The 24232-nt window shown below is 64.2% G+C and carries 20 protein-coding genes and 1 other RNA gene; 17 read left to right on the top strand and 4 right to left on the bottom strand.

What is annotated here, in order from left to right; genetic code table 11:
- Positions 1-78 precede the first annotated feature (78 nt).
- Positions 79-1347: a transcription termination factor Rho gene (rho, locus tag P0D89_RS18070; RefSeq protein WP_006048863.1), complete on the bottom strand. Its 1269-nt coding sequence runs from the start codon at positions 1345-1347 to the stop codon at positions 79-81.
- A gap of 248 nt (positions 1348-1595) precedes the next feature.
- Positions 1596-1922: a thioredoxin TrxA gene (gene trxA / locus P0D89_RS18075; RefSeq protein WP_006048864.1), complete on the bottom strand. Its 327-nt coding sequence runs from the start codon at positions 1920-1922 to the stop codon at positions 1596-1598.
- 461 nt (positions 1923-2383) lie between these two features.
- On the opposite strand from trxA, the gene ffs reads away from it, so the two are divergent.
- The 8 genes from ffs (at position 2384) to P0D89_RS18115 (ending at position 10918) form a co-directional block, all read left to right on the top strand.
- Positions 2384-2482, top strand: an RNA gene (gene ffs / locus P0D89_RS18080) — signal recognition particle sRNA small type.
- Between the two features lie 239 nt (positions 2483-2721).
- Positions 2722-5352, top strand: a complete 2631-nt coding sequence (locus P0D89_RS18085; RefSeq protein WP_408359459.1) for a DNA polymerase III subunit gamma/tau — start codon at positions 2722-2724, stop codon at positions 5350-5352.
- A 67-nt stretch (positions 5353-5419) separates the two neighbouring features.
- Entirely contained in the window at positions 5420-5746 is a 327-nt protein-coding gene (locus tag P0D89_RS18090; RefSeq protein ID WP_006048866.1) for a YbaB/EbfC family nucleoid-associated protein, read from the top strand.
- Positions 5747-6025: 279 nt separating this feature from the next.
- Positions 6026-6622 carry a recombination mediator RecR gene (gene recR, locus P0D89_RS18095; protein WP_408359461.1) on the top strand — a complete coding sequence of 199 codons (597 nt, stop codon included), beginning with the start codon at positions 6026-6028 and terminating at the stop codon, positions 6620-6622.
- A 93-nt stretch (positions 6623-6715) separates the two neighbouring features.
- Positions 6716-7948, top strand: a complete 1233-nt coding sequence (locus P0D89_RS18100; protein WP_408359463.1) for a CaiB/BaiF CoA transferase family protein — start codon at positions 6716-6718, stop codon at positions 7946-7948.
- 131 nt (positions 7949-8079) lie between these two features.
- Positions 8080-9117 carry an ABC transporter substrate-binding protein gene (locus P0D89_RS18105; RefSeq protein ID WP_408359465.1) on the top strand — a complete coding sequence of 346 codons (1038 nt, stop codon included), beginning with the start codon at positions 8080-8082 and terminating at the stop codon, positions 9115-9117.
- A gap of 128 nt (positions 9118-9245) precedes the next feature.
- Positions 9246-10058, top strand: coding sequence for an ABC transporter ATP-binding protein (locus P0D89_RS18110; protein WP_408359467.1), 813 nt, complete (start codon positions 9246-9248; stop codon positions 10056-10058).
- A 35-nt stretch (positions 10059-10093) separates the two neighbouring features.
- A complete protein-coding gene (locus P0D89_RS18115) occupies positions 10094-10918 on the top strand; it encodes an ABC transporter permease (RefSeq protein ID WP_408359469.1) in 825 nt (274 codons plus the stop codon).
- A 119-nt stretch (positions 10919-11037) separates the two neighbouring features.
- Here P0D89_RS18115 and P0D89_RS18120 read toward each other — a convergent pair whose 3' ends face one another.
- The gene (locus tag P0D89_RS18120) at positions 11038-12012 is read right to left on the bottom strand and encodes an NADPH:quinone oxidoreductase family protein (RefSeq protein WP_408359471.1); all 975 of its coding nucleotides are present in this window, start codon (positions 12010-12012) and stop codon (positions 11038-11040) included.
- 288 nt (positions 12013-12300) lie between these two features.
- Between P0D89_RS18120 and surE the strand changes: the two genes are divergently transcribed.
- From surE to rlmD, 6 genes are all read left to right on the top strand, one after another.
- Positions 12301-13059, top strand: a complete 759-nt coding sequence (gene surE, locus P0D89_RS18125) for a 5'/3'-nucleotidase SurE (protein ID WP_408359473.1) — start codon at positions 12301-12303, stop codon at positions 13057-13059.
- Positions 13056-14153, top strand: coding sequence for a protein-L-isoaspartate(D-aspartate) O-methyltransferase (locus P0D89_RS18130; protein WP_408359475.1), 1098 nt, complete (start codon positions 13056-13058; stop codon positions 14151-14153). The genes surE and P0D89_RS18130 overlap by 4 nt, the downstream gene beginning before the upstream one ends.
- A 5-nt stretch (positions 14154-14158) precedes the next feature.
- Complete coding sequence (locus P0D89_RS18135; protein ID WP_408376958.1) at positions 14159-15097, top strand: peptidoglycan DD-metalloendopeptidase family protein; 939 nt, start codon at positions 14159-14161, stop codon at positions 15095-15097.
- An 11-nt stretch (positions 15098-15108) separates the two neighbouring features.
- On the top strand, positions 15109-16191 hold the full coding sequence (gene rpoS / locus P0D89_RS18140) for an RNA polymerase sigma factor RpoS (RefSeq protein ID WP_408359479.1): 1083 nt from the start codon (positions 15109-15111) through the stop codon (positions 16189-16191).
- 4 nt (positions 16192-16195) lie between these two features.
- Positions 16196-16972: a 3'-5' exonuclease gene (locus P0D89_RS18145; RefSeq protein WP_408359481.1), complete on the top strand. Its 777-nt coding sequence runs from the start codon at positions 16196-16198 to the stop codon at positions 16970-16972.
- A 112-nt stretch (positions 16973-17084) separates the two neighbouring features.
- Positions 17085-18515 carry a 23S rRNA (uracil(1939)-C(5))-methyltransferase RlmD gene (gene rlmD, locus P0D89_RS18150; protein WP_408359483.1) on the top strand — a complete coding sequence of 477 codons (1431 nt, stop codon included), beginning with the start codon at positions 17085-17087 and terminating at the stop codon, positions 18513-18515.
- A 111-nt stretch (positions 18516-18626) separates the two neighbouring features.
- Here the strand turns inward: rlmD and P0D89_RS18155 are convergent, their stop codons facing one another.
- Positions 18627-19487 (bottom strand): outer membrane protein assembly factor BamD, encoded by an 861-nt coding sequence (locus P0D89_RS18155; protein ID WP_408359485.1) that lies wholly within the window; start codon positions 19485-19487, stop codon positions 18627-18629.
- A gap of 38 nt (positions 19488-19525) precedes the next feature.
- Here P0D89_RS18155 and P0D89_RS18160 point away from each other — a divergent pair, with 38 nt between their 5' ends.
- The 3 genes from P0D89_RS18160 (at position 19526) to phaC (ending at position 24153) form a co-directional block, all read left to right on the top strand.
- The gene (locus P0D89_RS18160; RefSeq protein WP_408359487.1) at positions 19526-20806 is read left to right on the top strand and encodes an RluA family pseudouridine synthase; all 1281 of its coding nucleotides are present in this window, start codon (positions 19526-19528) and stop codon (positions 20804-20806) included.
- Positions 20803-21666 carry a peptidoglycan editing factor PgeF gene (gene pgeF / locus P0D89_RS18165; RefSeq protein ID WP_408359489.1) on the top strand — a complete coding sequence of 288 codons (864 nt, stop codon included), beginning with the start codon at positions 20803-20805 and terminating at the stop codon, positions 21664-21666. The genes P0D89_RS18160 and pgeF overlap by 4 nt, the downstream gene beginning before the upstream one ends.
- Before the next feature lie 663 nt (positions 21667-22329).
- Positions 22330-24153 carry a class I poly(R)-hydroxyalkanoic acid synthase gene (gene phaC, locus P0D89_RS18170; RefSeq protein ID WP_408359497.1) on the top strand — a complete coding sequence of 608 codons (1824 nt, stop codon included), beginning with the start codon at positions 22330-22332 and terminating at the stop codon, positions 24151-24153.
- The last annotated feature ends 79 nt before the right edge of the window (positions 24154-24232 follow it).

Raw genomic sequence — 24232 nt, forward strand, 5'->3', positions numbered from 1 at the left:
GGCGGACGAAAAAAAACCGCTCGTTTGTGGCGAGCGGCTTTTGCGGTGCGGCTGATGCGGCTGAACTGGCGTGAGGCTTTAGCTGCCGCCGCCGCGACGCATCATGTCGAAGAACTCGGAGTTGCTCTTGGTCTGACGGATTTTGTCGAGAAGGAATTCCATCGACTCGACTTCGTCCATGTCGTGGATGAACTTGCGCAGCACCCAGATCTTTTGCAGGACTTCGGGCTTGATCAGCAGTTCTTCGCGGCGTGTGCCGGACTTGTTCAGGTTGATCGACGGATAAACGCGCTTCTCGGCGAGACGGCGCTCCAGGTGCACTTCCATGTTGCCGGTGCCCTTGAATTCTTCGTAGATCACGTCGTCCATGCGGCTGCCGGTTTCGATCAGCGCCGTGCCGATGATGGTCAGCGAACCGCCTTCTTCGATATTGCGCGCCGCGCCGAAGAAGCGCTTCGGGCGTTGCAGCGCGTTGGCGTCGACACCGCCCGTCAACACCTTGCCGGAAGCCGGCACGACGGTGTTGTATGCGCGCGCGAGGCGCGTGATCGAGTCGAGCAGAATCACCACGTCGTTCTTCATTTCGACGAGGCGCTTGGCTTTCTCGATCACCATTTCGGCGACCTGCACGTGACGCGCGGCGGGTTCGTCGAACGTGGAGGCGATCACTTCGCCGGCCACCGAACGCTGCATTTCGGTCACTTCTTCGGGGCGTTCGTCGATCAGCAGCACGAACAGCACGACGTCGGGATGGTTCTGCTTGATGGCGTGCGCGATGTGCTGAAGCATCACGGTCTTGCCGGACTTCGGCGACGCGACCAGCAGGCCGCGCTGGCCTTTGCCGATCGGCGCGATCATGTCGATGATGCGGCCCGTGACGTTTTCCTCGCCGCGCATTTCACGCTCGAGCAGCAGCACCTTGTTCGGGTGCAGCGGCGTCAGGTTTTCGAACATGATCTTGTGCTTCGAGGCTTCCGGCGGCTGGCCGTTGACCTTGTCCACCTTTACCAGCGCGAAATAGCGTTCGCCGTCTTTCGGCGTACGCACTTCACCTTCGATCGTGTCGCCCGTATGCAGATTGAAGCGGCGGATTTGCGACGGGCTGATGTAGATGTCATCCGTGCTGGCGAGGTACGAGGTTTCCGGCGAGCGCAGGAAGCCGAAGCCGTCCGGCAGCACTTCGAGCGTGCCGTCGCCGAAGATCGTGTCGCCCGTTTTGGCTCGTTTTTTTAGAATGGCGAACATCAGTTCCTGCTTGCGCAGGCGGTTCGCACTTTCGATCTCGAGGCCGTTGGCCATCTCGATCAATTCGGACACGTGCAGAGTCTTAAGCTCGGATAAATGCATACGGAGAACCCGCAGGAGAAGGTGCGACGAAATGAAATCTGGGAGGAGAGTGAGCGGAACCGCTCAAGGACTTACACGTCTTTTCGACGTTTTGCGGATTCTAGCATAGCACACGCCAATTTCCGCCAGTGCAGCGGCATGGCATCTTTCTTGTTGGGTGTGTTGCCGGTTGACAACACGCCCACAATACGTCCGTTCAGGCGCGCTCGCGAGTCTCGCGGACTCCCGGCGCCCCGATATGCGCCGTTTTACAGGTTGCCGTCGAGGAACGCGGTGAGCTGCGACTTCGACAATGCGCCGACCTTCTGCGCGGCGACAGCGCCGTTCTTGAACAGGATCAGCGTGGGGATGCCGCGCACGCCAAACTTGACCGGCGTCGATTGGTGCTCGTCGACATTGATCTTGGCGATCTGCAGACGATCTGCGTAATCCTTCGCGACTTCGTCGAGGATCGGCGCGATCATCTTGCACGGACCGCACCATTCGGCCCAGAAATCGAGCAGCACGGGTTTGTCGGATTTCACGACGTCCTGTTCGAACGATGCGTCGCTAATATGCTTGATTTGTTCGCTCATTGTATGAATACCTCTATCGGTTCGAGGCCCGCCTGAATTGCTCGCCACGATACGTCAAAACCTAAGGAAACTTCCGTTCGCTTTGCCGCACTCGGGGCCTTGCCGACACACACCGAAAAGTTGATGCCTTATCCTGAATGTGCGGAAGGCTCGCGCATGCGGGTCATCCGTATGGCAGTTTAGCTTAATTCGCTATGCGTTGCCGGGGGCGATAGTACTCGTCAGGGGCAGTGGGGCCAACGGCTGCCGGTGAAGGGCCACTACGTTCCAGGCGCGTTCCAACCACGTTCAATAACTGTGACGCAACCTATTTGGTGGCTGGCTACGCGAACTCAAGTGCCTCGCCGGCGTCCGTTTGAGGATCCCTCTCTATAGTGTGAAGAGCCTGATTCGGCGCGTCGATGTCCCTTTGCTCGTATTAACAGTCGCACGATGGGCCAAGCGATGATAGAATGTTTCGTGACGGGCCTCCTCGCATGGAGGGATGGTCAACCTGGTCAGGTCGGGAACGAAGCAGCCACAGCCGTTTTCCACCAGTGCCGAGGGTCGGGCTCGTCACCTTCCTTTTTCTGTCTTTCTTCTGTTTGTCTCCGCGGGTTCTGCTGCGATATTCCCCAACTCGGGTTTTACCCTTAGCGTCGCCTTCTCGGGTGCATGCGGTTGTGCTGCGGTCGTATTTCGCGCGCTTCATCCATTTTTTTCTATCGGTCCGTTAGCCTCTTTCAATGAAGCGGTGACACGCGTTCGCGCGTCGTTTCGATTCGGTTTTGCGCGGCATCGTTACTGATACAATTTCCGGATGACCTATCAAGTTCTCGCACGCAAATGGCGGCCGAAGGATTTCGCTTCGCTCGTCGGACAGGAGCACGTGGTGCGCGCGCTCACGCACGCGCTCGACGGTGGCCGTCTGCATCATGCCTATCTGTTTACCGGTACACGCGGCGTCGGCAAAACTACGCTGTCGCGCATCTTCGCCAAGGCGCTCAATTGCGAGACTGGCGTGACTTCCACGCCGTGCGGCGTGTGCCGTGCGTGCCGTGAGATCGACGAAGGGCGCTTCGTCGATTATGTCGAGATGGACGCGGCGAGCAATCGCGGCGTCGACGAAATGGCGGCGCTGCTGGAGCGCGCGGTGTATGCGCCGGTCGACGCGCGCTTCAAGGTCTACATGATCGACGAAGTGCACATGCTCACCAACCATGCGTTCAATGCGATGCTGAAGACGCTGGAAGAGCCGCCGTCGCACGTCAAGTTCATCCTCGCCACCACCGATCCGCAAAAGATTCCGGTCACAGTGCTGTCGCGCTGTTTGCAGTTCAATCTGAAGCAGATGCCCGCCGGCCACATCGTGTCGCATCTCGAGCACATTCTCGGCGAAGAGAAGGTGCCGTACGACGCGCAGGCGCTGCGCCTGCTCGCGCGCGCAGCCGACGGCTCGATGCGCGACGCGCTGTCGCTGACCGATCAGGCCATCGCCTATTCGGCCAATCAGGTCAATGAAGAGGCGGTGCGCGGGATGCTCGGCGCACTCGATCAGAGCTATCTGATCCGTCTGCTCGACGCGCTCGCGGACGGCGACGGCGCCGCGGTGCTGGCGGTCGCCGACGAGATGGCGTTGCGCAGCCTGTCGTTTTCGGCGGCCTTGCAAGATCTGGCGAGTTTGCTGCACCGGATTGCGTGGGCGCAGTTCGCACCATCGTCGGTGCTGGACGAGTGGCCGGAGGCCGGCGATCTGCGCCGCTTTGCCGAAACGCTGAGCGCAGAGCAGGTGCAATTGTTCTACCAGATCGCGACGATCGGCCGAAGCGAACTGGGTCTCGCGCCGGACGAATATGCCGGCTTCACGATGACGCTGCTGCGGATGCTGGCGTTCGAACCGGCGCCGACTGGCGGTGACGGTACGGCGGGTGGCGCGCGTGCTGCTGGTCAGGCGGGTGCGGCGGGTGCGAAGCGTACTGGTGCGCCGACGGTGGCCGCGTTGCGGGCCTTGTCGGGCTCGACCGTGACAGCTGCCGCTGCGCCGGCGAGCGCACGCGAAACAGTCAGCGCTGCCACGCCGCTGCGCGAAGCGCAGGGTGGCGACGCGTTGGCGAACAAGGGCGCTGCATCGGGCGGGACGGCTGGAACCGCGCCGTCCGCTGCGCAGGAAGGCGCCGATGCAATGGGCGTGCGTCCGGCTTCGGTTGATTCCGCGCCGGACGCCGCAGCATCGCAATCATCCAGCGCCGTAGCGGTAAACACAGTCGAGTCGATGCAGGCTGCCGATGAAGTAAAGTCAGCGGCCGCGGCGGCAACGGCTAGCGCAGCACCTGCATTGGCTCCGTGGGACGACGCGCCCGCCGATGCCGTTTCGAACGCAGTCGCCGCGAACGCAGGCCTCGACAGCGCGTCCGCAAACGACGTTTCCATCGAACCCACTGCTCTCGGTACGGCAGCGCCCGCGTCACCTCTCACCGCACCGGCCACCGCCGCGCTCGCGCGTACGGAGCAGGTGGCTGCCTCGCAACAACAGCCGCCAACCTCAGCCGAAACCGCGCCACGCCGCGCAGGCGGCGCGAGCGCAGCGCTCGATGTGTTGCGCAGCGCTGGCCTGAAGGTCTCGTCGGATCGTGGCCGCGCCACCGCAGCATCGGCTGCGAAGCCTGCCGCGCCGGCAGCGCCGAAACCCCCCGCCGCGCCGCGCGTGGTCGTCCCGGTGCCGACGCCCGGTGCTGCGCGCCGCGCGCCGCAACAGGATGCCGCGCCGGCCGGCCGCGTCGCTTCGTCGCCTGCCGCACGCAACAGCGCGGAGCAGGGCGGCTCGTCGGTTCCGCCTTGGGACGACATGCCGCCCGATGACTACGTGCCGATCTCGGCATCGGACGACGGCTATTTCGGCCCGCCGGACGACGACTACATGCCCGTTTTCGACCGCGGCCCGGACGATGTCCGCATGAACGCCACGGCCACGGCTGCCGCCGCATCGGCGCCGGTGGCCGATTCGCGCCCGCTGCCGCCCGCCGTGCCGCTCGATCCGCTCGGCTTCAAAGGCGACTGGCCCGCGCTCGCCGTCGATTTGCCGCTCAAGGGCATTTCGTATCAGCTCGCGTTCAACAGCGAACTCATGGTGCTCGAAGGCAACACGCTCAAGCTGAACGTGCCGGTGCCGCAGTACGCGGAAGCGTCGCAGGTCGCTAAACTGAAGAGCGCGCTCGCCGAAAGGCTCGGCCAGAATGTCGACGTGCTGGTCGAAGTCGGTGCGGCGCGCCGCACCGCTGCCGCGCACGACGCCGCGCTGCGCGCGCAGCGTCAGCAGGATGCGGAGCGCGAGATCGGCGCCGATCCGTTTGTGCAGTCGCTGATCCGCGAGTTCGGCGCGAGCATCGTGCCCGGCTCGATTCGCCCGATTACCCCGGACGCCGCCGCGAACGGCGCGTCGTCGGTCCACTGATTCGCCGCGTTATCCGCTCTAGCGCGCCTGATTTCCAGATTTCACGCTATCAAGAAGGAGCATGTCCATGATGAAAGGCCAACTCGCCGGGCTGATGAAGCAAGCCCAGCAGATGCAGGAAAACATGAAGAAGATGCAGGAGCAACTCGCGCAGATCGAAGTCGAGGGGCAGTCGGGCGCCGGTCTCGTGAAGGTGACGATGACCTGCAAGAACGACGTGCGCCGCGTGTCGATCGACCCGAGCCTGCTTGCCGACGACAAGGACATGCTGGAAGACCTCGTCGCCGCCGCGTTCAACGACGCCGTGCGCAAGGCCGAAGCCACCGCCCAGGAAAAGATGGGTGGCATGACCTCGGGCCTGCCGCTGCCGCCGGGCTTCAAGCTGCCGTTCTGAACCACGCCGCGAGGTGGGCGAGCGCCGCGGCGGCCGTCGCCGTGGCGTGAGCGGAACGCGCCGGCCGGGCTCGCGAATGGAATGCGCGGCTCGAACGCATCGCGCTACCTGCACGTGCATTCCCATTCGCTTCAGTTCGTGCCGCTTCACGCCAGCCCGAACTGCCCGGTAAACGCAGGTATTCACGCCGCAGCCGCAGCGACGCCGACATTTGCCTGACCGAACCCGCCCCATCGCCACCCGCCTGAACGGGCACTACACACTTCGACGCCGATCCGCATGAAACAACCTTCCGCTTTGTCGGCGCTCGTCGAAGCGCTGCGCGCGCTGCCCGGAGTCGGGCCGAAGTCCGCGCAACGCATGGCGTATCACCTGATGCAGCACGACCGCGAGGGCGCCGAGAAACTCGGCCGCTCGCTGCTGTTCGCGACCGAGCATCTGCAGCACTGCGAGAAGTGCAACACCTTTACCGAAGCGCAGATCTGCGAAGTGTGCCTCGATGACGAGCGCGACCCGACGCTGCTATGTGTCGTCGAAACCCCTGCCGACCAGATCATGCTCGAACAGACCATGACCTATCGCGGCCTCTATTTCGTGCTGATGGGGCGGCTGAGTCCGCTCGACGGCATCGGCCCGAAGGAGATCCATTTCGACCGGCTGGTCAAGCGCGCGTCGGATGGCGTCGTCAAGGAAGTCGTGCTCGCGACCAATTTCACCAACGAAGGCGAGGCCACCGCGCATTACCTCGGGCAGACGCTCAAGGCGCGCGGTCTCGCCGTTACACGTCTCGCGCGCGGTGTGCCGGTGGGCGGCGAACTCGAGTATGTCGACGCCGGCACGATCGCCCGCGCGATGCTCGACCGCCGTTCGATGTAGCGCGGCGTCGGCAGGCGGCTGAGCAGACCGCCGCGCACATCCGGACCCGATACGTCACGACCGCCCACGTCAAGACCAGAAACAAGGAGACCCATGAGCGCCACCCCTGAATCAGGCGCGAGCGCCGCGCCCCAAGGCCCGCTCGCCGGCGTCAAGGTGCTGGAACTCGGCACGCTGATCGCCGGGCCGTTCGCCGCGCGTTTTCTCGGCGAGTTCGGCGCCGACGTCATCAAGATCGAAGACCCCAAAGGCGGCGACCCGCTGCGCAAATGGCGCAAGCTGTATCCGGAAGTCGGCGGCACGTCGCTGTGGTGGGCCGTGCAGGCGCGCAACAAAAAGTCCGTCACGATCAATCTGAAAGCCGAAGAGGGCAAGGAGATCGTGCGGCGTCTGGCGAAAGAAGCGGATATCGTCGTCGAAAATTTCCGGCCGGGTTTGCTGGAAAAACTTGGGCTCGGTTACGACGTGCTGTCCGCGGAAAACCCCGGCCTCGTGATGGTGCGTTTATCCGGCTACGGCCAGAGCGGCCCGTATCGCGACCGGCCCGGCTTCGGCGCGATCGCCGAATCAATGGGCGGCTTGCGCCATATCACCGGCTACCCGGATTTGCCGCCGCCACGCATCGGCATTTCGATCGGCGATTCGATCGCCGCGTTGCACGGCGTGATCGGCGCGCTGATGGCCCTGCATCACAAGCAGGTGAACGGCGGCAAGGGGCAGGTCGTCGACGTCGCGCTGTACGAGGCCGTTTTCAACATGATGGAAAGCGTGGTGCCCGAGTACGGCGTGTACGGCATGGTGCGCGAGCGCACCGGCGCATCGCTGCCGGGCATCGTGCCGTCGAACACCTATCCGTGCCGCGACGGCAGCATCGTGATCGGCGGCAATAGCGATCCGATCTTCAAGCGTCTGATGGTGGCGATCGAGCGCGACGATCTCGCGAACGATCCGGGGCTCGCGCATAACGACGGACGTGTGCCGCGCACCCAGGAAATCGACGGCGCGATCGCCGCGTGGCTCGCCACGCGCACCATCGACGAGGCGCTCGCGGTGCTGAATGCGGCCGACGTGCCGGTTGGCCGCATCTACAGCGTGGCGGACATGTTCACCGATCCGCAGTTCATCGCGCGCCAGATGATTCAGCGCTTCAAGTGGCAGGACGGCCAGGAAATCACGCTGCCGGCGGTCACACCGAAGCTATCGGCAACGCCCGGCGAGACGCGCTGGCTCGGTCCCGAACTGGGTGAACATACCGATGAAGTCCTGCAATCGCTAGGTTATGATGCAGGGCACATCGCACGGTTGCACGCGCAACAGATCGTGTGAAGCGCGGCGCCCACTAGCGCGGCGCCCACTAGCGCCGCGGCAAAAAACAGAGCAGCGATAAAACAGCTGCAAAACAAGCTAAAAGAAAGCTGAAAAAAAGCCGGACAACAAAAGTTTGGAGACAACAGACCATGCAACGCAGAACCTTTCTCGCCGGTGGCGCCGCGCTCGCAGGCGCCACGCTCGCGGCCGCGCCGCTCGCTTTCGCGCAGGGCAAACCTGAAACCACCAAGGTGGCGATCGCGGTCGGCGGCAAGAACCTGTTCTATTACCTGCCGCTCACCATTGCCGAGCGTCGCAATTACTTCAAGGACGAAGGGCTCGAAGTCGAGATCTCGGATTTCGCCGGCGGCTCGCAAGCGTTGAAGGCGGCGGTTGGCGGCAGCGCGGATGTGGTCTCTGGCGCGTTTGAGCACACGCTGCTGTTGCAGGCGCAGAAGCAGATGTTCCGCGAATTCGTGCTGCAAGGGCGCGCGCCGCAGATCGTGCTGGCGGTGTCGAAGAAGACCATGCCGAACTACAAGTCGATCGCCGATCTGAAGGGCAAGAAGATCGGCGTGACCGCGCCGGGTTCGTCGACCTCGATCATGGCGAGCTTCGTGCTCGCGAAGGCAGGGCTGAGCGCGAAAGACGTCGCGTTCATCGGCGTGGGTGCGGGCGCGGGCGCGATCGCCGCGCTGCAGTCCGGACAGATCGACGCGATCGCCAATCTCGATCCCGTGATGACCAAGCTCGAACGCACGGGCGAGATCCGCGTCGTGTCGGACACGCGCACGCTCGCCGATACGCGCAGCGTGTTCGGCGGCGACATGCCGGCAGGCTGCCTGTATGCGTCGCAAAGCTTCATCACGAAGAACCCGAACACCACACAGGCGCTGACCAACGCGATGGTGCGCGCGCTCAAGTGGCTGCAGGCGTCGACTGGCAGCGAGCTGATCAACACGGTGCCGGAAGGCTATCTGCTCGGTGACCGCGCGGTGTATCTGGACGCGTGGCAGCATGTGAAGGAAGCGATGTCGCCTGACGGCCTGATGCCCGCGGATGGTCCCGCGACGTCGCTGAAGACGTTGCAGGCATTCGATCCCCATGTGCAGGGCAAACCGATCGATCTGTCGAAGACGTGGACCAACGACTTCGTGAAGAAAGCGCTGACCACCGTGAAGGTGTGAAGCGGGCGTAAACCGGGCGTAGAGCGCGGACATGAAACGCGGGCGTGAAGCGCAACGCGAACGCCTCGCCCACGCGCGCCACACCAACACCCCTCCCGAAACCGATCTTCGAAGAAGCGAGCCGAACGATGACCGTTGCCGCTCTGGCGCTCGAAAACATCACCTGCACGTTCGCCGCACGCGACATCCGCGCGCAGCGCTACACGGCGGTCAAGGACACCACGCTGCGCATCGCGCCCGGCGAGTTGGTCTCGGTGGTCGGCCCGACCGGCTGCGGTAAGTCCACGCTGCTGAACATCGGCGCGGGCTTGCTGGCGCCGTCGTCGGGCACGGTCAGCGTGTTCGGCGAGCCGCTCGACGGCATCAACCGGCGCGCCGGCTACATGTTCCAGGCCGACGCGTTGATGCCGTGGCGCTCGGCCATCGACAACGTGATCGCCGGCCTCGCGTTTCGCGGCGTGCCGGCCGAGCAAGCGCGCGTCAAAGCCGACGAGTGGTTAAAGCGCGTCGGCCTCGGCGGCTTCGGCGACCGTTATCCGCATCAACTGTCGGGCGGCATGCGCAAGCGCGTCGCGATGGCGCAGACGCTGATTCTCGACCCCGACATCATCCTGATGGACGAGCCGTTTTCGGCCTTGGATATCCAGACGCGTCAGCTGATGGAAAACGAATTGCTCGACCTGTGGGCCGCCAAACGCAAGGCGGTGTTGTTCATCACGCACGATCTAGACGAAGCAATTGCGATGTCCGATCGCGTGGTGGTGTTGTCGGCGGGACCGGGCACGCATCCGATCGGCGAATTCACGATCGACCTGCCACGTCCGCGCGACGTCGCCGAAATTCGCGCGCATCCACGCTTCGTCGAGTTGCATGCGCAGATCTGGAGCGTGCTGCGCGATGAAGTGCTCAAGGGCTACCAGCAGCAACTGAGCGCGGTTTAACCGCGTCGATCCAATCGTCCAAGGCAAACCGAGTCATGTGGAAGACGTTACGCCCGAGGCGGGCGAATCTGGTGATCTGGCAATGGCTGCTGCTCGTGCTGTGCTTCGTGCTCTGGTACGCGCTGACCAGTCCAACGCTGCTGCCGGCGTTCTATTTCGACGATCCTAACAAGGCCGCGTTCTTCTTCGGCGAGCCGCAGAAGGTGCTGCAGCGGATCTGGGAATGGTTCACGGGCGGCGAGATCTATCTGCATCTGTGGATCACGCTGGTCGAGACCGTGCTTGCGTTCGTGCTGGGCACGGCGCTCGGACTCGGCGTCGGGCTGTGGCTCGCGCTCGCGCCGCTCGCGAGCGCGTTGTTCGATCCGTATGTGAAAGCGGCCAACTCGATGCCGCGCGTGATTCTCGCGCCGATCTTCGGCGTCTGGTTCGGTCTGGGGATCTGGTCGAAGGTGGCGTTGGGTGTGACGCTGGTGTTCTTCATCGTGTTCTTCAACGTCTATCAGGGCGTGAAGGAAGTGAGTCCCGTCGTGCTCGCAAACGCACGGATGCTCGGCGCGAACCGCAAGCAACTGCTGCGCTTCGTCTATTTGCCGAGCGCGATGAGCTGGGTGTTTTCCAGCTTGCATACGTCGGTGGGGCTGGCGTTCGTCGGCTCCGTGGTGGGGGAGTATCTCGGCTCGGCGCGCGGCGTCGGCTATCTGATTCTGCAAGCCGAGGGCACCTTCGATATCAACACCGTGTTCGCCGGGATTCTGGTGTTGACCGCGTTCGCGCTGGTGCTCGATGCGGTGGTCGGCATGGGCGAGCGGCGTTTGATGAAGTGGCAGCCGAAGAGTGGGGACACCGAGAAACTGTAGGCGCGCGTAGGTGCGGGCGCTCAAAAAAAACGGCGTGCGGTTGATAAAACCGCACGCCGTTTTGCTTTTGCTGGCCGTTCGATCAAGCACCAAACAGGCATCGATCAAGCACGCAACGACTAGGGCGTAATCACCACCTTCCCGATCACGCGACGCTCGGCCATATCGCGCAATGCGCGGCCAGTGTCCTCGAGCGAATAACGCGCGGACACGTACGGCTTGAGCTTGCCTTCACCGATCCAGTCGGTCATCTGCTGGAACGCGGCGTGATTGCGCTGCGGCTCGCGCTTCGCGAAATCGCCCCAGAATACGCCGACCACACTCGCGCCTTTGAGCAGTGTCAGATTGAGCGGCAACTTCGGAATTTCGCCGTTCGCGAAACCGACCACCAGATAACGCCCGCGCCAGCCGATGCTGCGAAACGCCGGCTCCGCATACACGCCGCCGACTGGATCGTAGATGACGTCCGGACCTTTGCCGTCGGTGAGCGCCTTGATGCGTTCGCGAAGATCTTCGGTGCTGTAGTTGATGGTGGCGTCCGCGCCATGCGCGACGCAGGTGGCGAGCTTTGCGTCGCTCGATGCCGCCGCAATCACGCGCGCGCCTAGCGCCTTGCCGATCTCGACCGCGGCTAGTCCCACGCCGCCGGCCGCGCCCAGCACCAGCATCGTCTCGCCGGCCTGCAAGGCGCCGCGATCGACCACCGCGTGATGCGAGGTGCCATACGCGAGCGTGAATGCCGCGGCCAGTTCGAACTCGACGCCGTCGGCGAGCGGCACGCAGGCCGCGGCCGGCGCCAGCGCCTGTTCGGCGAAACCGCCCGAACCGGTGAACGCGACCACACGCGAGCCTGGCTTGAACTGCGTGACGCCGGCGCCGACCGCGCGCACGACGCCCGCCACTTCCGAGCCGGGCGTGAAGGGCAGCGGTGGCTTGAACTGGTATTTGTTTTCGATGATCAGCACGTCGGGGAAGTTGACGGCTGCGGCTTTGACGTCGATCACCACGTGGCCGGGCTGCGGTTCGAGCTCCGGCAGGTTTTCGACGACCAGGCTCTCGGGCGGCCCGTATTGATTACAGCGAATCGCGCGCATCGTGTCTCCATATCGATCAGGGTTCGCAAGCATTTCGGAGTGTAGAGCAATTCGCACGGTCGTGCGTTTATTTTGCGCGGCACATTTTGGCACTTTCGCGGCACCTGCGCGGCCGCGACGCGACAGCAGCACGACAACCGCACGATAGTCGCACGGCACGCAGACAACGCAGCAACGGCAAGCGGCCCGCGCGGCATCGCCACCCACCTCGCGCGTACGCCTTGCATGCTACGCGCGCGGGGCCGCCGTGTCGTTCGCGTGCCATCTTTCCTCGGTTACAATCGCCGCATGCGAATCCTACTCAGCAATGACGACGGTTATCTGGCGCCAGGCCTTGCCGCGCTTCACGAAGCGCTCAAGCCGATCGCGGACGTCACCGTGATGGCCCCCGAACAGAATTGCAGCGGCGCGTCGAATTCCCTGACGCTGTCGCGGCCGCTCTCGGTTCTGCGCTCGGCCAACGGCTTCTATTACGTGAACGGCACGCCCACCGACTCGGTGCACATCGCGCTGACCGGCATGCTCGACCATACACCGGACCTGGTGGTGTCGGGCATCAACAACGGTCAGAACATGGGCGAAGATACGCTCTACTCGGGCACCGTCGCGGCCGCCACGGAAGGCATCATGTTCGGCGTGCCCGCCATCGCGTTTTCACTGGTCGACAAGGACTGGGCGCATCTTGAAGACGCGGTGCGGGTCGCCGCGGAAATCGTCAAGCATTATCTCGAGCAGCCGCTGCCCGGCCATCCGTTGCTGAATGTCAATATTCCGAACCTGGCGTACGAGCAACTCGACGGTTGGCAGATCACGCGTCTCGGCAAGCGGCATCCGTCGCAGCCGGTGATCCGCCAGACCAACCCGCGCGGCGAGCCGATCTACTGGATCGGTCCGTCGGGCAGCGCGCGCGACGCGAGCGAAGGCACGGACTTCCACGCGGTCGCCAACGGGCGTGTGTCGATCACGCCGCTGCAGCTCGATCTGACCCACACGCAAATGCTGCCCGCGGCGCGCGACTGGGCGCGCGCCGGCAGCGGCGCTTCATGAGCAGCGAGCGCGGCAAGCGCTTTCCGCTCGGCCTCGAGGACCTGGTGCGCGAACCGCGCCGGCCCGAAGGACGCCCGGGCGAAGTGCGCGCGGCGGCGCTCGCCGCGAGCGCGGCGCTCAATGCGCGTCAACAGCCCGCCAAATATGCGCCGGGTGGCGCCGCGGGCAAGTCGCAGTCCAGAGCGCCGGGCCACGCGCAGACCGTGGTGCAGGCCAAGCCGCAACCGAAGCCTCAAGCCATTACGCTGCCGAAGCCGCAGGCCGCGCCGTCGCTGATGCAGTTGCAAGCGAAGCCGCAGTCGCAATCGGCCAAGGCACAGCCCAAGCTGTCGACATCCGCATCGGGCGCGGCCGCGCGCGGCGCGCCGCAATCGACCTCATCCGCCAGATCCGCCGCCCGTTCCAACGAACGCACGACCGCGCCGAACGTCGCGTTGAGCGGCGCGTTGGCGCTGACTTCGGAACGGGTTCGCGAACGGATGGTCGAACGCCTGCGTGCGAATGGCGTGACCGATCAGCGCGTGTTGAACGCGATGTCGGTGGTGCCGCGCCACATGTTCGTCGACCCGGGCCTCGCGGCTCAGGCCTACGAAGATGCGGCGTTGCCGATCGGCCATCACCAGACGATCTCCAAGCCCTCGGTGGTCGCACGGATGATCGAACTGGCGGCGGCCGGCCGCGCACTCGGCAACGTGCTCGAAATCGGCACCGGCTGCGGTTATCAGGCGGCGGTGCTGAGTCAGGTGGCGCGCGAGGTCTATTCGATCGAACGCATCAAGCCGTTGTCCGAACGCGCGAAGATCAATCTGCGGCCGCTGCGTATTCCGAATATCCGGCTGCACTATGGCGACGGACGACTCGGCCTGCCGTCCGCGGCGCCGTTCGACGCGATCCTGATCGCCGCGGCGGGGCTCGACGTGCCGCAGGCATTGCTTGAACAACTCGCGATCGGCGGCCGTCTGGTTGCGCCGGTCGGCTCGCAGGACGGCCAGAACCAGGTGCTGACGCTGGTCGAGCGCCTCGGGCCCGCGCAGTGGCGCGAGTCGCGGCTTGATCGCGTTTTCTTTGTACCCTTAAAATCCGGAGTGATTTGACACCGATGAGTATGTTGCGCGCGATGCAGAGAACCAGCCTGAATGTCCCAATGACCGTAACCCAGCGTAGCGTGTGCGTGCTCGCCTTGTCCCTGTTGATGACGGCCTGTGCATCCCGGCTCGATCAGGCGCCCGTCGTCGATCGTTCCGGCGGCAGCCCGCTCAGTACGCAAGCTGCGCAGCCGCCTGTGCCGCTCGGGCCGCCGCCGCCGGGCTACTATCGCGTGAAGCCGGGCGACACGCTGTATCGGATCGCATTGGAGAACGGCCAGAACTATCGCGATATTTCGGCGTGGAATAATCTCACCAACCCGAATCAGATCGAAGTCGACCAGTTGCTACGCGTGGTGCCGCCGGGTGCGAATACGGCCGCGCTGACGCCGGGCGTGTCGACCGCGCCGATCGGCGGCGGCGGGGCGGTGCAAAGTGCGCCGCTCGGCAGCACGTCGCCGTCCGCCGCCGCCGCTGCGGGCGTCGCGGCGCCGCCGCTGTATGGCCCGGCCGCGAACAGCAACGCTGCGTTGACGCCGCCGGCCGCTGCGGGCGCCGCGAGCGACTCGAGCGCCGGCGCGTCGGGTAATGTCGCATTCGCGTGGCCCGTGCACGGACCGCTTCTCGGCACGTTCAACGATTCGACCAACAAGGGTGTCAACATTGGCGGTGCCGCGGGCGATGCAGTGAAGGCTTCCGCGGATGGTCGCGTGGTCTATGCGGGAAATGGGCTGCGTGGTTACGGCAATCTCATTATCATCAAGCATGATGCAACTTATCTCACCGCGTATGCACACAACCGTGCTTTGATGGTAAAAGAGGGAGACGCGGTAACGAAGGGGCAGAAGATCGCTGAGATGGGGAATAGCGATTCCGACCGTGTGATGTTGCATTTCGAAGTTCGCCGTCAGGGTAAACCTGTCGACCCACTGAAGTATTTGCCGCCGCAATAAGCGATACGACCATGCCGAAATCGAAGCGCCGCCCGCCGCAAGCCGAGTCTGAAACGATCAGCCAGGTTTCGTCCGCCGCAGTGGACGAGAGCGGCGCTTCGGAAGTCGAAGAAGAGATCGCGGAAGAGCACGATCTCGACGAACGTCAGAGCGGCGCGGACGAACCCGGCGACGCGCGCGAAGTCGTGAGCGAAGCGGCGCCGGACGCGGACGATTTTCGCGCACTGCTGCAAGCCGAACTGACGGCCGACACGATCCAGCATTATCTGAATCGCATCAGTGTGAAGCCGCTACTCACGGTCGAAGAGGAGCAGAAGTATTCGCGTCTTGCCAAGGCCGGCGAGTTCGACGCGCGCCAGGTGATGATCGAGCGCAATCTGCGGCTCGTCGTCAGCATCGCGAAGGGTTATCTGAATCGCGGCGTGCCGCTGCTCGATCTGATCGAAGAGGGCAACCTCGGCCTGATGCACGCGATCGAAAAATTCGATCCGACGCGTGGCTTCCGCTTTTCGACTTATGCGACCTGGTGGATCCGCCAGAGCATCGAGCGCGCGATCATGAACCAGGCGCGCACCGTGCGCTTGCCGGTGCACGTGATTCGTGAGCTCAACCAGGTGTTGCGCGCCAAGCGCCACCTCGAAAAGAACTCGATGAATTCCGGCGAAGCGGCCGAGCGCCGCGACGCCAGCATCGACGACATCGCCTATCTGACCGGCAAGACCACCGACGAAGTCACCGACATTCTCGCGCTGAACGAGCACACGGCCTCGCTGGACGCGCCGCTCGATCTCGATCCGGCGAGCAGCCTGCTCGATCTGCTGTCCGACGACCAGAGCCAGTCGCCGGATGCCGAAGTGCAGCACCGCGAGCTGGAAACGCTTACACGCGCGTGGCTTGCGCGCCTGTCGGACAAGCATCGGCATGTGATCGAGCGCCGCTTCGGGCTCAATCACATCGAACCCGCCACGCTCGAAGAGCTGGCCGACGAAATGGGCCTCACGCGCGAGCGTGTGCGCCAGATCCAACAGGAAGCGCTGGTCCGGTTGAAGCGCTTCTTCGCCTCCAACGGTGTTCGGAAGGACGCCGTTCTATAAGCTAATGACACCGATTCTTGTTTTCGACATCGAGACGATTCCCGATGTCGCCGGCATTCGCCGCCTTGAAGATTTGCCTGTCACGATGAGCGACGCCGAAGTCGCCGAGCATGCGTTCGCCCAGCGTCGTGAAAAGACCGGCGGTGATTTCCTGCCGCATCACCTGCAGCGGATCGCGGCGATCTCCTGCGTGTTCCGCGACAACAACGGTTTCCGGGTGCGCTCGCTCGGCACGCTGGAAGACGGCGAGGCGGCGCTGGTGCAGTCGTTCTATCGCGTGATCGAGAAGTACACGCCGCAGCTCGTGTCATGGAACGGCGGGGGTTTCGACCTGCCGGTGCTGAACTACCGGGCGCTCGTCAACGGCATTCCCGCGAGCCGTTTCTGGGATCTCGGCGAGGACGACCGCGAGTTCAAGTGGAACAACTACATCAGCCGCTATCACGCGCGTCACACGGATCTGATGGACGTGCTCGCGATGTACCAGGCGCGCGCCAACGCGCCACTCGACGCGCTCGCCAAGATGTGCGGCTTCCCCGGCAAGATGGGCATGGACGGCAGCCAGGTGTGGCATGCGTATCAGGAAGGCCGCATCGAGGAAATTCGCAATTACTGCGAGACGGACGTCGTCAATACCTACCTGCTGTATTGCCGTTTTCAGCTGATTCGCGGCGCGTTTTCGGCGGCGGAGTATGCTGACGAGATCAACCTGGTCAAGAATGCGCTGGCGCTGGAAATCGCGCCGCAATGGGCCGAGTACCTGGCGGCGTTCGAAGAATAGTTTTCCGTTGGCCGGCTCGACAGCTGGCTGAGGCGGCGTCGCGCCGAACCTCGGCAAGCGCGGCGCTTCGTCTACAATCTCGCCTTTCCCCAAGTCTGTCAGGAAGTCGCAGGTGTCCCGAACTGCCCCCCATCGTCGCTCGCCGAAGCGCCATTCGAAATACCACAAGGCGCCCGCTGCGGCGCCAGCGCTCGTCATCACCGGCAACGAGCCGGTCGTCGAAATCGTTTCGCTCGATATGGAAGCGCGCGGCGTCGGCCGCATCGAGAGCGAAGACGGCACGTCCGGCAAGGTGATTTTCGTCGAAGGCGCATTGCCCGGCGAACGTGTCAGCTACTCGACGCATCGCAGCAAGCCGAAATTCGAGCAGGCCGAAGTCGTCCAGGTGTTCCGCGAAAGCGTGATGCGCACCAAGCCGAAGTGCAGCTACTTCGATATCTGCGGCGGCTGTTCGATGCAGCATCTCGACGTGCGCGCGCAGGTCGCCGTCAAGCAGCGCGTGCTCGAGGACAACCTGCAGCATCTGGCGAAGCTGCGCCCCGAAACGGTGTTCCGGCCAATTCACGGGCCGACCTGGGGTTATCGCTATCGTGCGCGCCTGGGCGTGCGCTATCTGCCGGAGAAGGGCGGCATGCGCATCGGCTTTCACGAGAAGAAGAGCAGCTACATCGCGGATATGAAAACCTGCGAAGTTCTGCCGCCGCACGTGTCGGCGATGCTGATGCCGCTGCGCTTCATGGTCCGCAAGCTGTCGATCTACGACCGCCTGCCGCAGCTCGAACTGGCGGTGGGTTCGTCGGTCACAGCGCTGGTGGTGCGCAACCTCGAACCGATCACCGCTGCCGACGAACAGGTGCTGCGCGATTTCGCCGACGAGCACAAGGTGCAGTTCTGGCTGCAGCCGGGCGGCCCGGATACGGTCACGCCGTTCTATCCGCTCGACGTGCAGCTCGACTACACGTTGCCGGAATACGGCATCCGCATGCCGTTCAAGCCGACCGACTTCACCCAGGTCAATCACGAGATCAACCGCGTGCTGGTGAGCCGCGCATTGCGCTTGCTGGCGCCGGCGCGCACCGATCGTGTGCTCGATCTGTTCTGCGGGATCGGCAATTTCACGCTGCCGCTCGCGCGGATCGCGCAGGAGGTCGTGGGGATCGAGGGCAGCGAGGTGCTGACCTCGCGCGCGCTCGCCAATGCCGAGCTGAACGGTGTGGCGGGGCATACGTCGTTCGCGTGCCGCAATCTGTTCGAAGTCACCGCCGACGACATGCGCGCGCTCGGTCACTTCGACAAATTCCTCGTCGATCCGCCGCGCGAAGGCGCGCTCGCCGTCGCGAAGGCGCTGGCGGAGATCGCGCAAAGCGGCAATGGACCGCTGCCGAAGCGGATCGTCTACGTGTCGTGCAATCCGGCGACGCTCGCCCGCGATTCGGGCCTGCTGGTGCACGAGGCCGGGTATCGGCTGGTGGGCGCGGGCGTGGTGAACATGTTCCCGCATACGTCGCATGTGGAGTCGATCGCGTTGTTCGAGCGGGACTGAGGCCTGGTTGATTGACGCGAGGCCGGCTGCGTGGGCTTCGCACAAACAGAAACGCCACGACCGAGGTCGTGGCGTTTCTGTTTGCAGCGGTTTGTCAGAGCCTGGCGTGCGTTAGAACTGCCACCACGACTTCTGCGCGCCCGGCCGCGGGCGACCCGTGATGTACGGGCTGTCCGGGAAGGTGCCGGCCAGCACGCGCTTGGTGTCGTCGGCCAGTTGCGGCTGGTTCAGCTTCTGGTACGACAGCATCATGATGTGCAGCGCGTCTTCGATTGCCGGTGCGTTCTTGTACTCACGCAGCGCCAGTTGCGCGCGGTTGATTGCGGCGACATAAGCGCCGCGGCGGTAGTAGTAATCGGCCGCGTGGACTTCGTGCGACGCCAGCGCGTTCACGATGTAGCGCATGCGTTGCGCGGCGTCCGGTGCGTACTTGCTGTTCGGGTAGCGGTCGACCACGATCTTGAACGCGTCATACGACTCGCGCAGCGACTTCGGATCGCGCTCGCTCATGTCCTGACCGGAGAAGCGGCCGAACAGACCGAGGTCGTCGTTGAAGTGAATCATGCCCTTCAGATAGTACGCGTAAGCAATGTCCGGATGATCCGGGTGCAGTTGGATGAAGCGGTCGATCGCCTGGTCGGCGGCGGCGTTTTCGTTGTCTTTCCAGTTGCAGTACGCGACGTTGATCTGCGCCTGCTGCGCGAAATGGCCGAACGGGTCGCGGCCTTCGAGCATTTCGAAGTACTTCGCGCACTTGCCGAAATCACCACCGGTCAGGGCGTCGTTCGCCTCCGTATATAATTTGTTGTTATTCCACGTTGCCGTTTCGTCGGTCTTTTCCGGCAGGCCGTGGCAAGCCGCGATAACGGTGACGGCCGCGGCGCATGCAATGTATCCGGCCACTTTCCGGGCCGCCTTCTTGATGGCCGCCAAATTGATCGCCGCTTCAGTGATGGTGTTCAAGGCTCGCATTTTCCAGTCTAGCTTTACGTCCAGGTGACCCAGACTCAATGACCCGCTCAAATACTCCAGGCGCCGCAACCGGTGCCGGGAATAGCAACGAAGATTATAGCGTAAGCGCCGACCCCTCCGACGCGTTGGGCGTCGATTCCCTCGACGACGATCTCGCCAGCGACGCACTCTCCGCCGCAGCCGCGCCGGCCATGGTGCCGACCGTGGCGAGCCGCGTGGCGGACGAGAGTCCGCGCAATGTCGTCGTGCCGGACGAACTGGCGGGCGAGCGCCTCGACAAGGTGCTCGCCCGCGTGTTTCCCGAGTTCTCGCGCAACCGTCTGCAAAGCTGGATCGAATCCGAGCGTGTGCGGGTCGACGGCAAGCCGGCGAAGATCCGCCAGCCGGTGCCGCTCGGCGCGACCATCGAACTCGTGCCCGATCTGCTGCCGGAGCAGCTCGCGTTCACGCCTGAACCTGTGCCGCTCGACATCGTCTACGAGGACGACACGCTCGTGGTCATCAACAAGCCGGCCGGGATGGTCGTGCATCCGGCGGCCGGCAACTGGAGCGGCACGGTGCTTAACGGCCTGCTGTACCGCTATGGCGACGCCGCGGCGGGGTTGCCGCGCGCGGGCATCGTGCACCGGCTCGACAAGGAAACCTCCGGCCTGATGGTGGTGGCGCGCACGCTCGAGGCGCAGACCGACCTCGTGCGCCAGTTGCAGGCCCGCACGGTGAAGCGCCGCTATCTCGCGCTGGTGTGGGGCAACATGCCGGAGGAAGGCACGATCGACGCGCCGATCGGCCGCGATCCGCGCGAGCGCACCCGCATGGCGGTGGTGACGAGCGCGGCGGGCAAGCCGGCGCGCACCCATTTTCGCCGCGTCGACTCGGCGATCTGGCAACGTCAACCGGTCACGGCGATTCACTGCGATCTGGAAACCGGCCGCACCCATCAGATTCGCGTGCATTGCGCGCACATCGGCCATCCGCTGCTCGGCGATCCGGTGTACGGCCGCGCGCGCGGCAAGCGCTCGGTCACGCCGCTGCCCGGCGGCTTCGCGCGGCAAGCGCTGCATGCGTGGCGGCTCGGACTGATTCATCCGCAAACCGGGCGCACTATGCAATGGCGCGCCGATGTGCCGGAAGACATCGAGGCGCTGTCGGCAGCGCTCGGTCTGGGGCGCGACGAAGCGGGCGAGTTCGACGAGACGTACTATGAGGAAGACGGCTACGACGCGTCGTTGGACGACGATGCCGACGAAGACGGCGCGCTCGATCACGACGACGCGGACGACAGCGATGACGCCGACAACCCGAGGGACGATCACGCATGAGCGCGAGTTTGCCTGAGCTGAGCTTTGCCGATGTCGTGCAACCCGCATGGAACGTATCGCCACGCGTGCGCGCGCTCGTGACCACGCGCAACGGCGGCGTGAGCCAGCCGCCGTTCGGCCGCTGGCAGGCCGGCGCGGATCAACCCGGCGGCCTGAACCTGGGCTTCAAAGCTGGTGACGATCCGGCCGCGGTCGCGCAGAACCGCGAACGCTTGCTGGGCCTCGCCGGCGTCAGCGAGGCCGCGTGGCTCGAACAGATTCACGGCGCGGGCATCGTACGCGCCGAGGATGTGCTCGCGCAGGCGCACGCTAACGGCACCCCCACGCGTGCCGACGCGAGCGTCACCGATCGTCCCGGCACCGTGTGTGTCGTGATGGTGGCCGATTGCATGCCGGTGCTGTTGTGCGATGAAGCAGGCCGCGCGGTCGGTGCGGCGCATGCGGGGTGGCGCGGGCTGGCGGCGGGCATCGTCGAACAGACTGCGCAGCGCGTCGCGCAACTCGCGGGCGTCGAGCCCGGTGGATTGCATGCGTACCTCGGACCATCGATCGGTCCCGGCGCGTTCGAAGTCGGAGCTGATGTGCGTGACGCCTTCATGAACGGTGTCGACCGCGCGCAACGCGATGCCACTGCGAACGCATTCGTCGCGCATCCGGACCATGCGGGCAAATATCTCGCCGATCTGCCGGCGCTGGCGCGCTTGCGTCTGCAAGCGCTCGGCGTCACGCGGATCGTCGGCGGCGATCTGTGCACGGTCACGCAACGCGATCATTTCTATTCCTATCGACGCGACCGCGAGACCGGCCGCATGGCCGCGCTGATCTGGCTCGACGCTCACGCGCAGACGCTTGCGAACTAGCGCGCCGCGCGGCTCGATCCTGCGTCAGAGGAAAACGCACGCCCGCATGTTGACGCTTCGCCCGCCGGGTGCCGGTGTACGCGATTGCGTCGGCATGCGGGCGTGTCGCATGCGTGTCGAGAGTGCGAGCTGCGCGTGGGCGCAAGCAGCGTATGCTGGTCGTACGCGGGCCGTATGCGGGTTATTCCGAGGCGCGCAGCGCGTTTTTGCTGCGGTGCCGGAATTCTTCGCGAGAGCGTAAATCTGCCGCGAAAAGTGTCTGTGCACGCACCGATAAATGCACATAAACCCATGCAATATGGGAGCTTTTTTCGCTCGACCGGTTCATTAGTCATACGTGCTTCAAAAGCGCGATCTGCTACACAGGGAAAACGATAATTAAAAAACTATCGCACTGCGGCAAAATCGGGAACAAGCATTGACATGCCTTGCGATGGGGAGCAAGAATGTTCCTCACGAGCTCCTCGTACATGGGACAGGGCGTGACGAGGTCGCGAGCAATCGCACACGTGCGCACGAACCTGCCTCTCCAACCCGTCCGCAAGGACTTACCGGTCAAAAGCAGGTATGGCAGCTTCATATTCCTCAGCTTCCCCCAGCACGGACTCCTCGACGGAGCATACGCAGCAGGCCGGTATGAGCGGCGCAACGTCCGCCGCAGGCATGCAGCAATTCGTCGACGCATGGATGAACGCATGGCGTTCGCTCGGTACGCCTCCGGGTGCCACCGGCATGCCTTTTCAGATGCCGCAGATGCCCCAGGTGCCGGGCATGCCGCAAATCGGTTTCCCCCAGATCCCGTCGTTTCCCGGCATGCCGGACTTCAGCAAACTGGCGGCGGGGGCGTTACCTTCCATGCCTTCGTTCGCAGGTCTGAACATACCCGCCGCCGCGATTCCCGCCGAACGTCTGCAGAAACTGCAGGCGGATTATTCGCGCGATGCGATGGAGTTGATCCAGCAGGCAGCCACGTCGGTTTCGAAGGGGCCCGAACTCAAGGACCGCCGCTTCAGTTCCGAAGCGTGGAGCACGACCCCGGCCTATGCGTTCACCGCCGCGTGGTATCTGCTGAACGCGCGCTATCTGCAGGAGATGGTCGACGCGCTCGACACCGAACCGAAGGTGCGCGAGCGCATCCGCTTCGCGGTCCAGCAATGGACCGCGGCTGCTTCGCCGAGCAACTTCTTCGCGTTGAATCCGGAAGCGCAAAAAACCCTCCTCGACAGCAAGGGCGAGAGTCTGCGGCAAGGCGTGATGAACCTGCTCGCCGACCTGCAGCGCGGCAAGATTTCGCAGACCGACGAATCGCGCTTCGTGGTCGGTGAGAACCTCGCCAACACCGAAGGCTCAGTGGTGTTCGAGAACGACCTGCTGCAATTGATCCAGTACAAGCCGCGCACGGCGACCGTGCGCGAGCGGCCGCTCCTGATCGTGCCGCCGTGCATCAACAAGTTCTACATTCTCGACCTGCAACCGGAAAATTCACTGGTCGCGCATGCGCTCGATTCGGGGCACCAGGTGTTCCTGATCTCGTGGCGCAACGCGGATCAGTCGATCGCGGACAAGACGTGGGACGACTACATCGGCGAGGGCGTGCTCGCCTCGATCGATACCGTCGGCAAGATCAGCGGCCGCGAACAGATCAACACGCTCGGCTTCTGCGTCGGCGGCACGATGCTCGCCACCGCGCTGGCGGTGGCCGCGGCGCGCGGCGAACACCCGGCCGCGTCGATGACGCTGCTCACCGCGATGCTCGACTTTTCCGACACGGGCGTGCTCGACGTGTTCGTCGACGAGTCGCACGTGCAGATGCGCGAGCAGACCATCGGCGGCAAGAACGGTGCGCCGCCGGGATTGATGCGCGGCATCGAGTTCGCCAACACGTTCTCGTTCCTGCGGCCGAACGATCTGGTGTGGAACTACGTCGTCGACAATTACCTCAAGGGGCGCACGCCGGTACCGTTCGATCTGCTGTACTGGAACAGCGACTCGACCAGCCTGCCGGGACCGATGTATGTCTGGTATCTGCGCAACACCTACCTCGAGAATCGTCTGCGCGAACCGGGTGCGTTGAGCACCTGCGGCGAGCCGATCGACCTGTCGAAGATCGACGTGCCCACCTTCATCTACGGGTCACGCGAGGACCATATCGTGCCGTGGCAAACCGCGTACGCGTCGGCGCCGCTCCTGACCGGGCCGCTGAAGTTCGTGCTCGGCGCGTCGGGCCATATCGCCGGCGTGATCAATCCGCCCGCGAAGAAAAAGCGCAGTTACTGGACGCTGGAAGGTGACGTCAAGACGTTGCCGGAGACCCCGGACGAATGGTTCGGCGCCGCGACCGAGGTGCCCGGCAGTTGGTGGCCCGAATGGACCACGTGGCTCGATCAGTACGGCGGCAAGAAGGTGAAGCCGCGCGCCGCGGCGGGCTCGGACGAGTTTCCGGCGATCGAGCCGGCGCCGGGACGTTACGTGCGGCAACGGGAGTAGGTTGAACGCGCTTCACGGTGCGATGGTTCGCAATAGATGAATGGGCGTCTGGTTGAACAAGGGCGTTGGAGCAACGAAA

It is taken from the genome of Paraburkholderia sp. RL18-085-BIA-A (assembly GCF_046027075.1).
Lineage (GTDB): Bacteria > Pseudomonadota > Gammaproteobacteria > Burkholderiales > Burkholderiaceae > Paraburkholderia.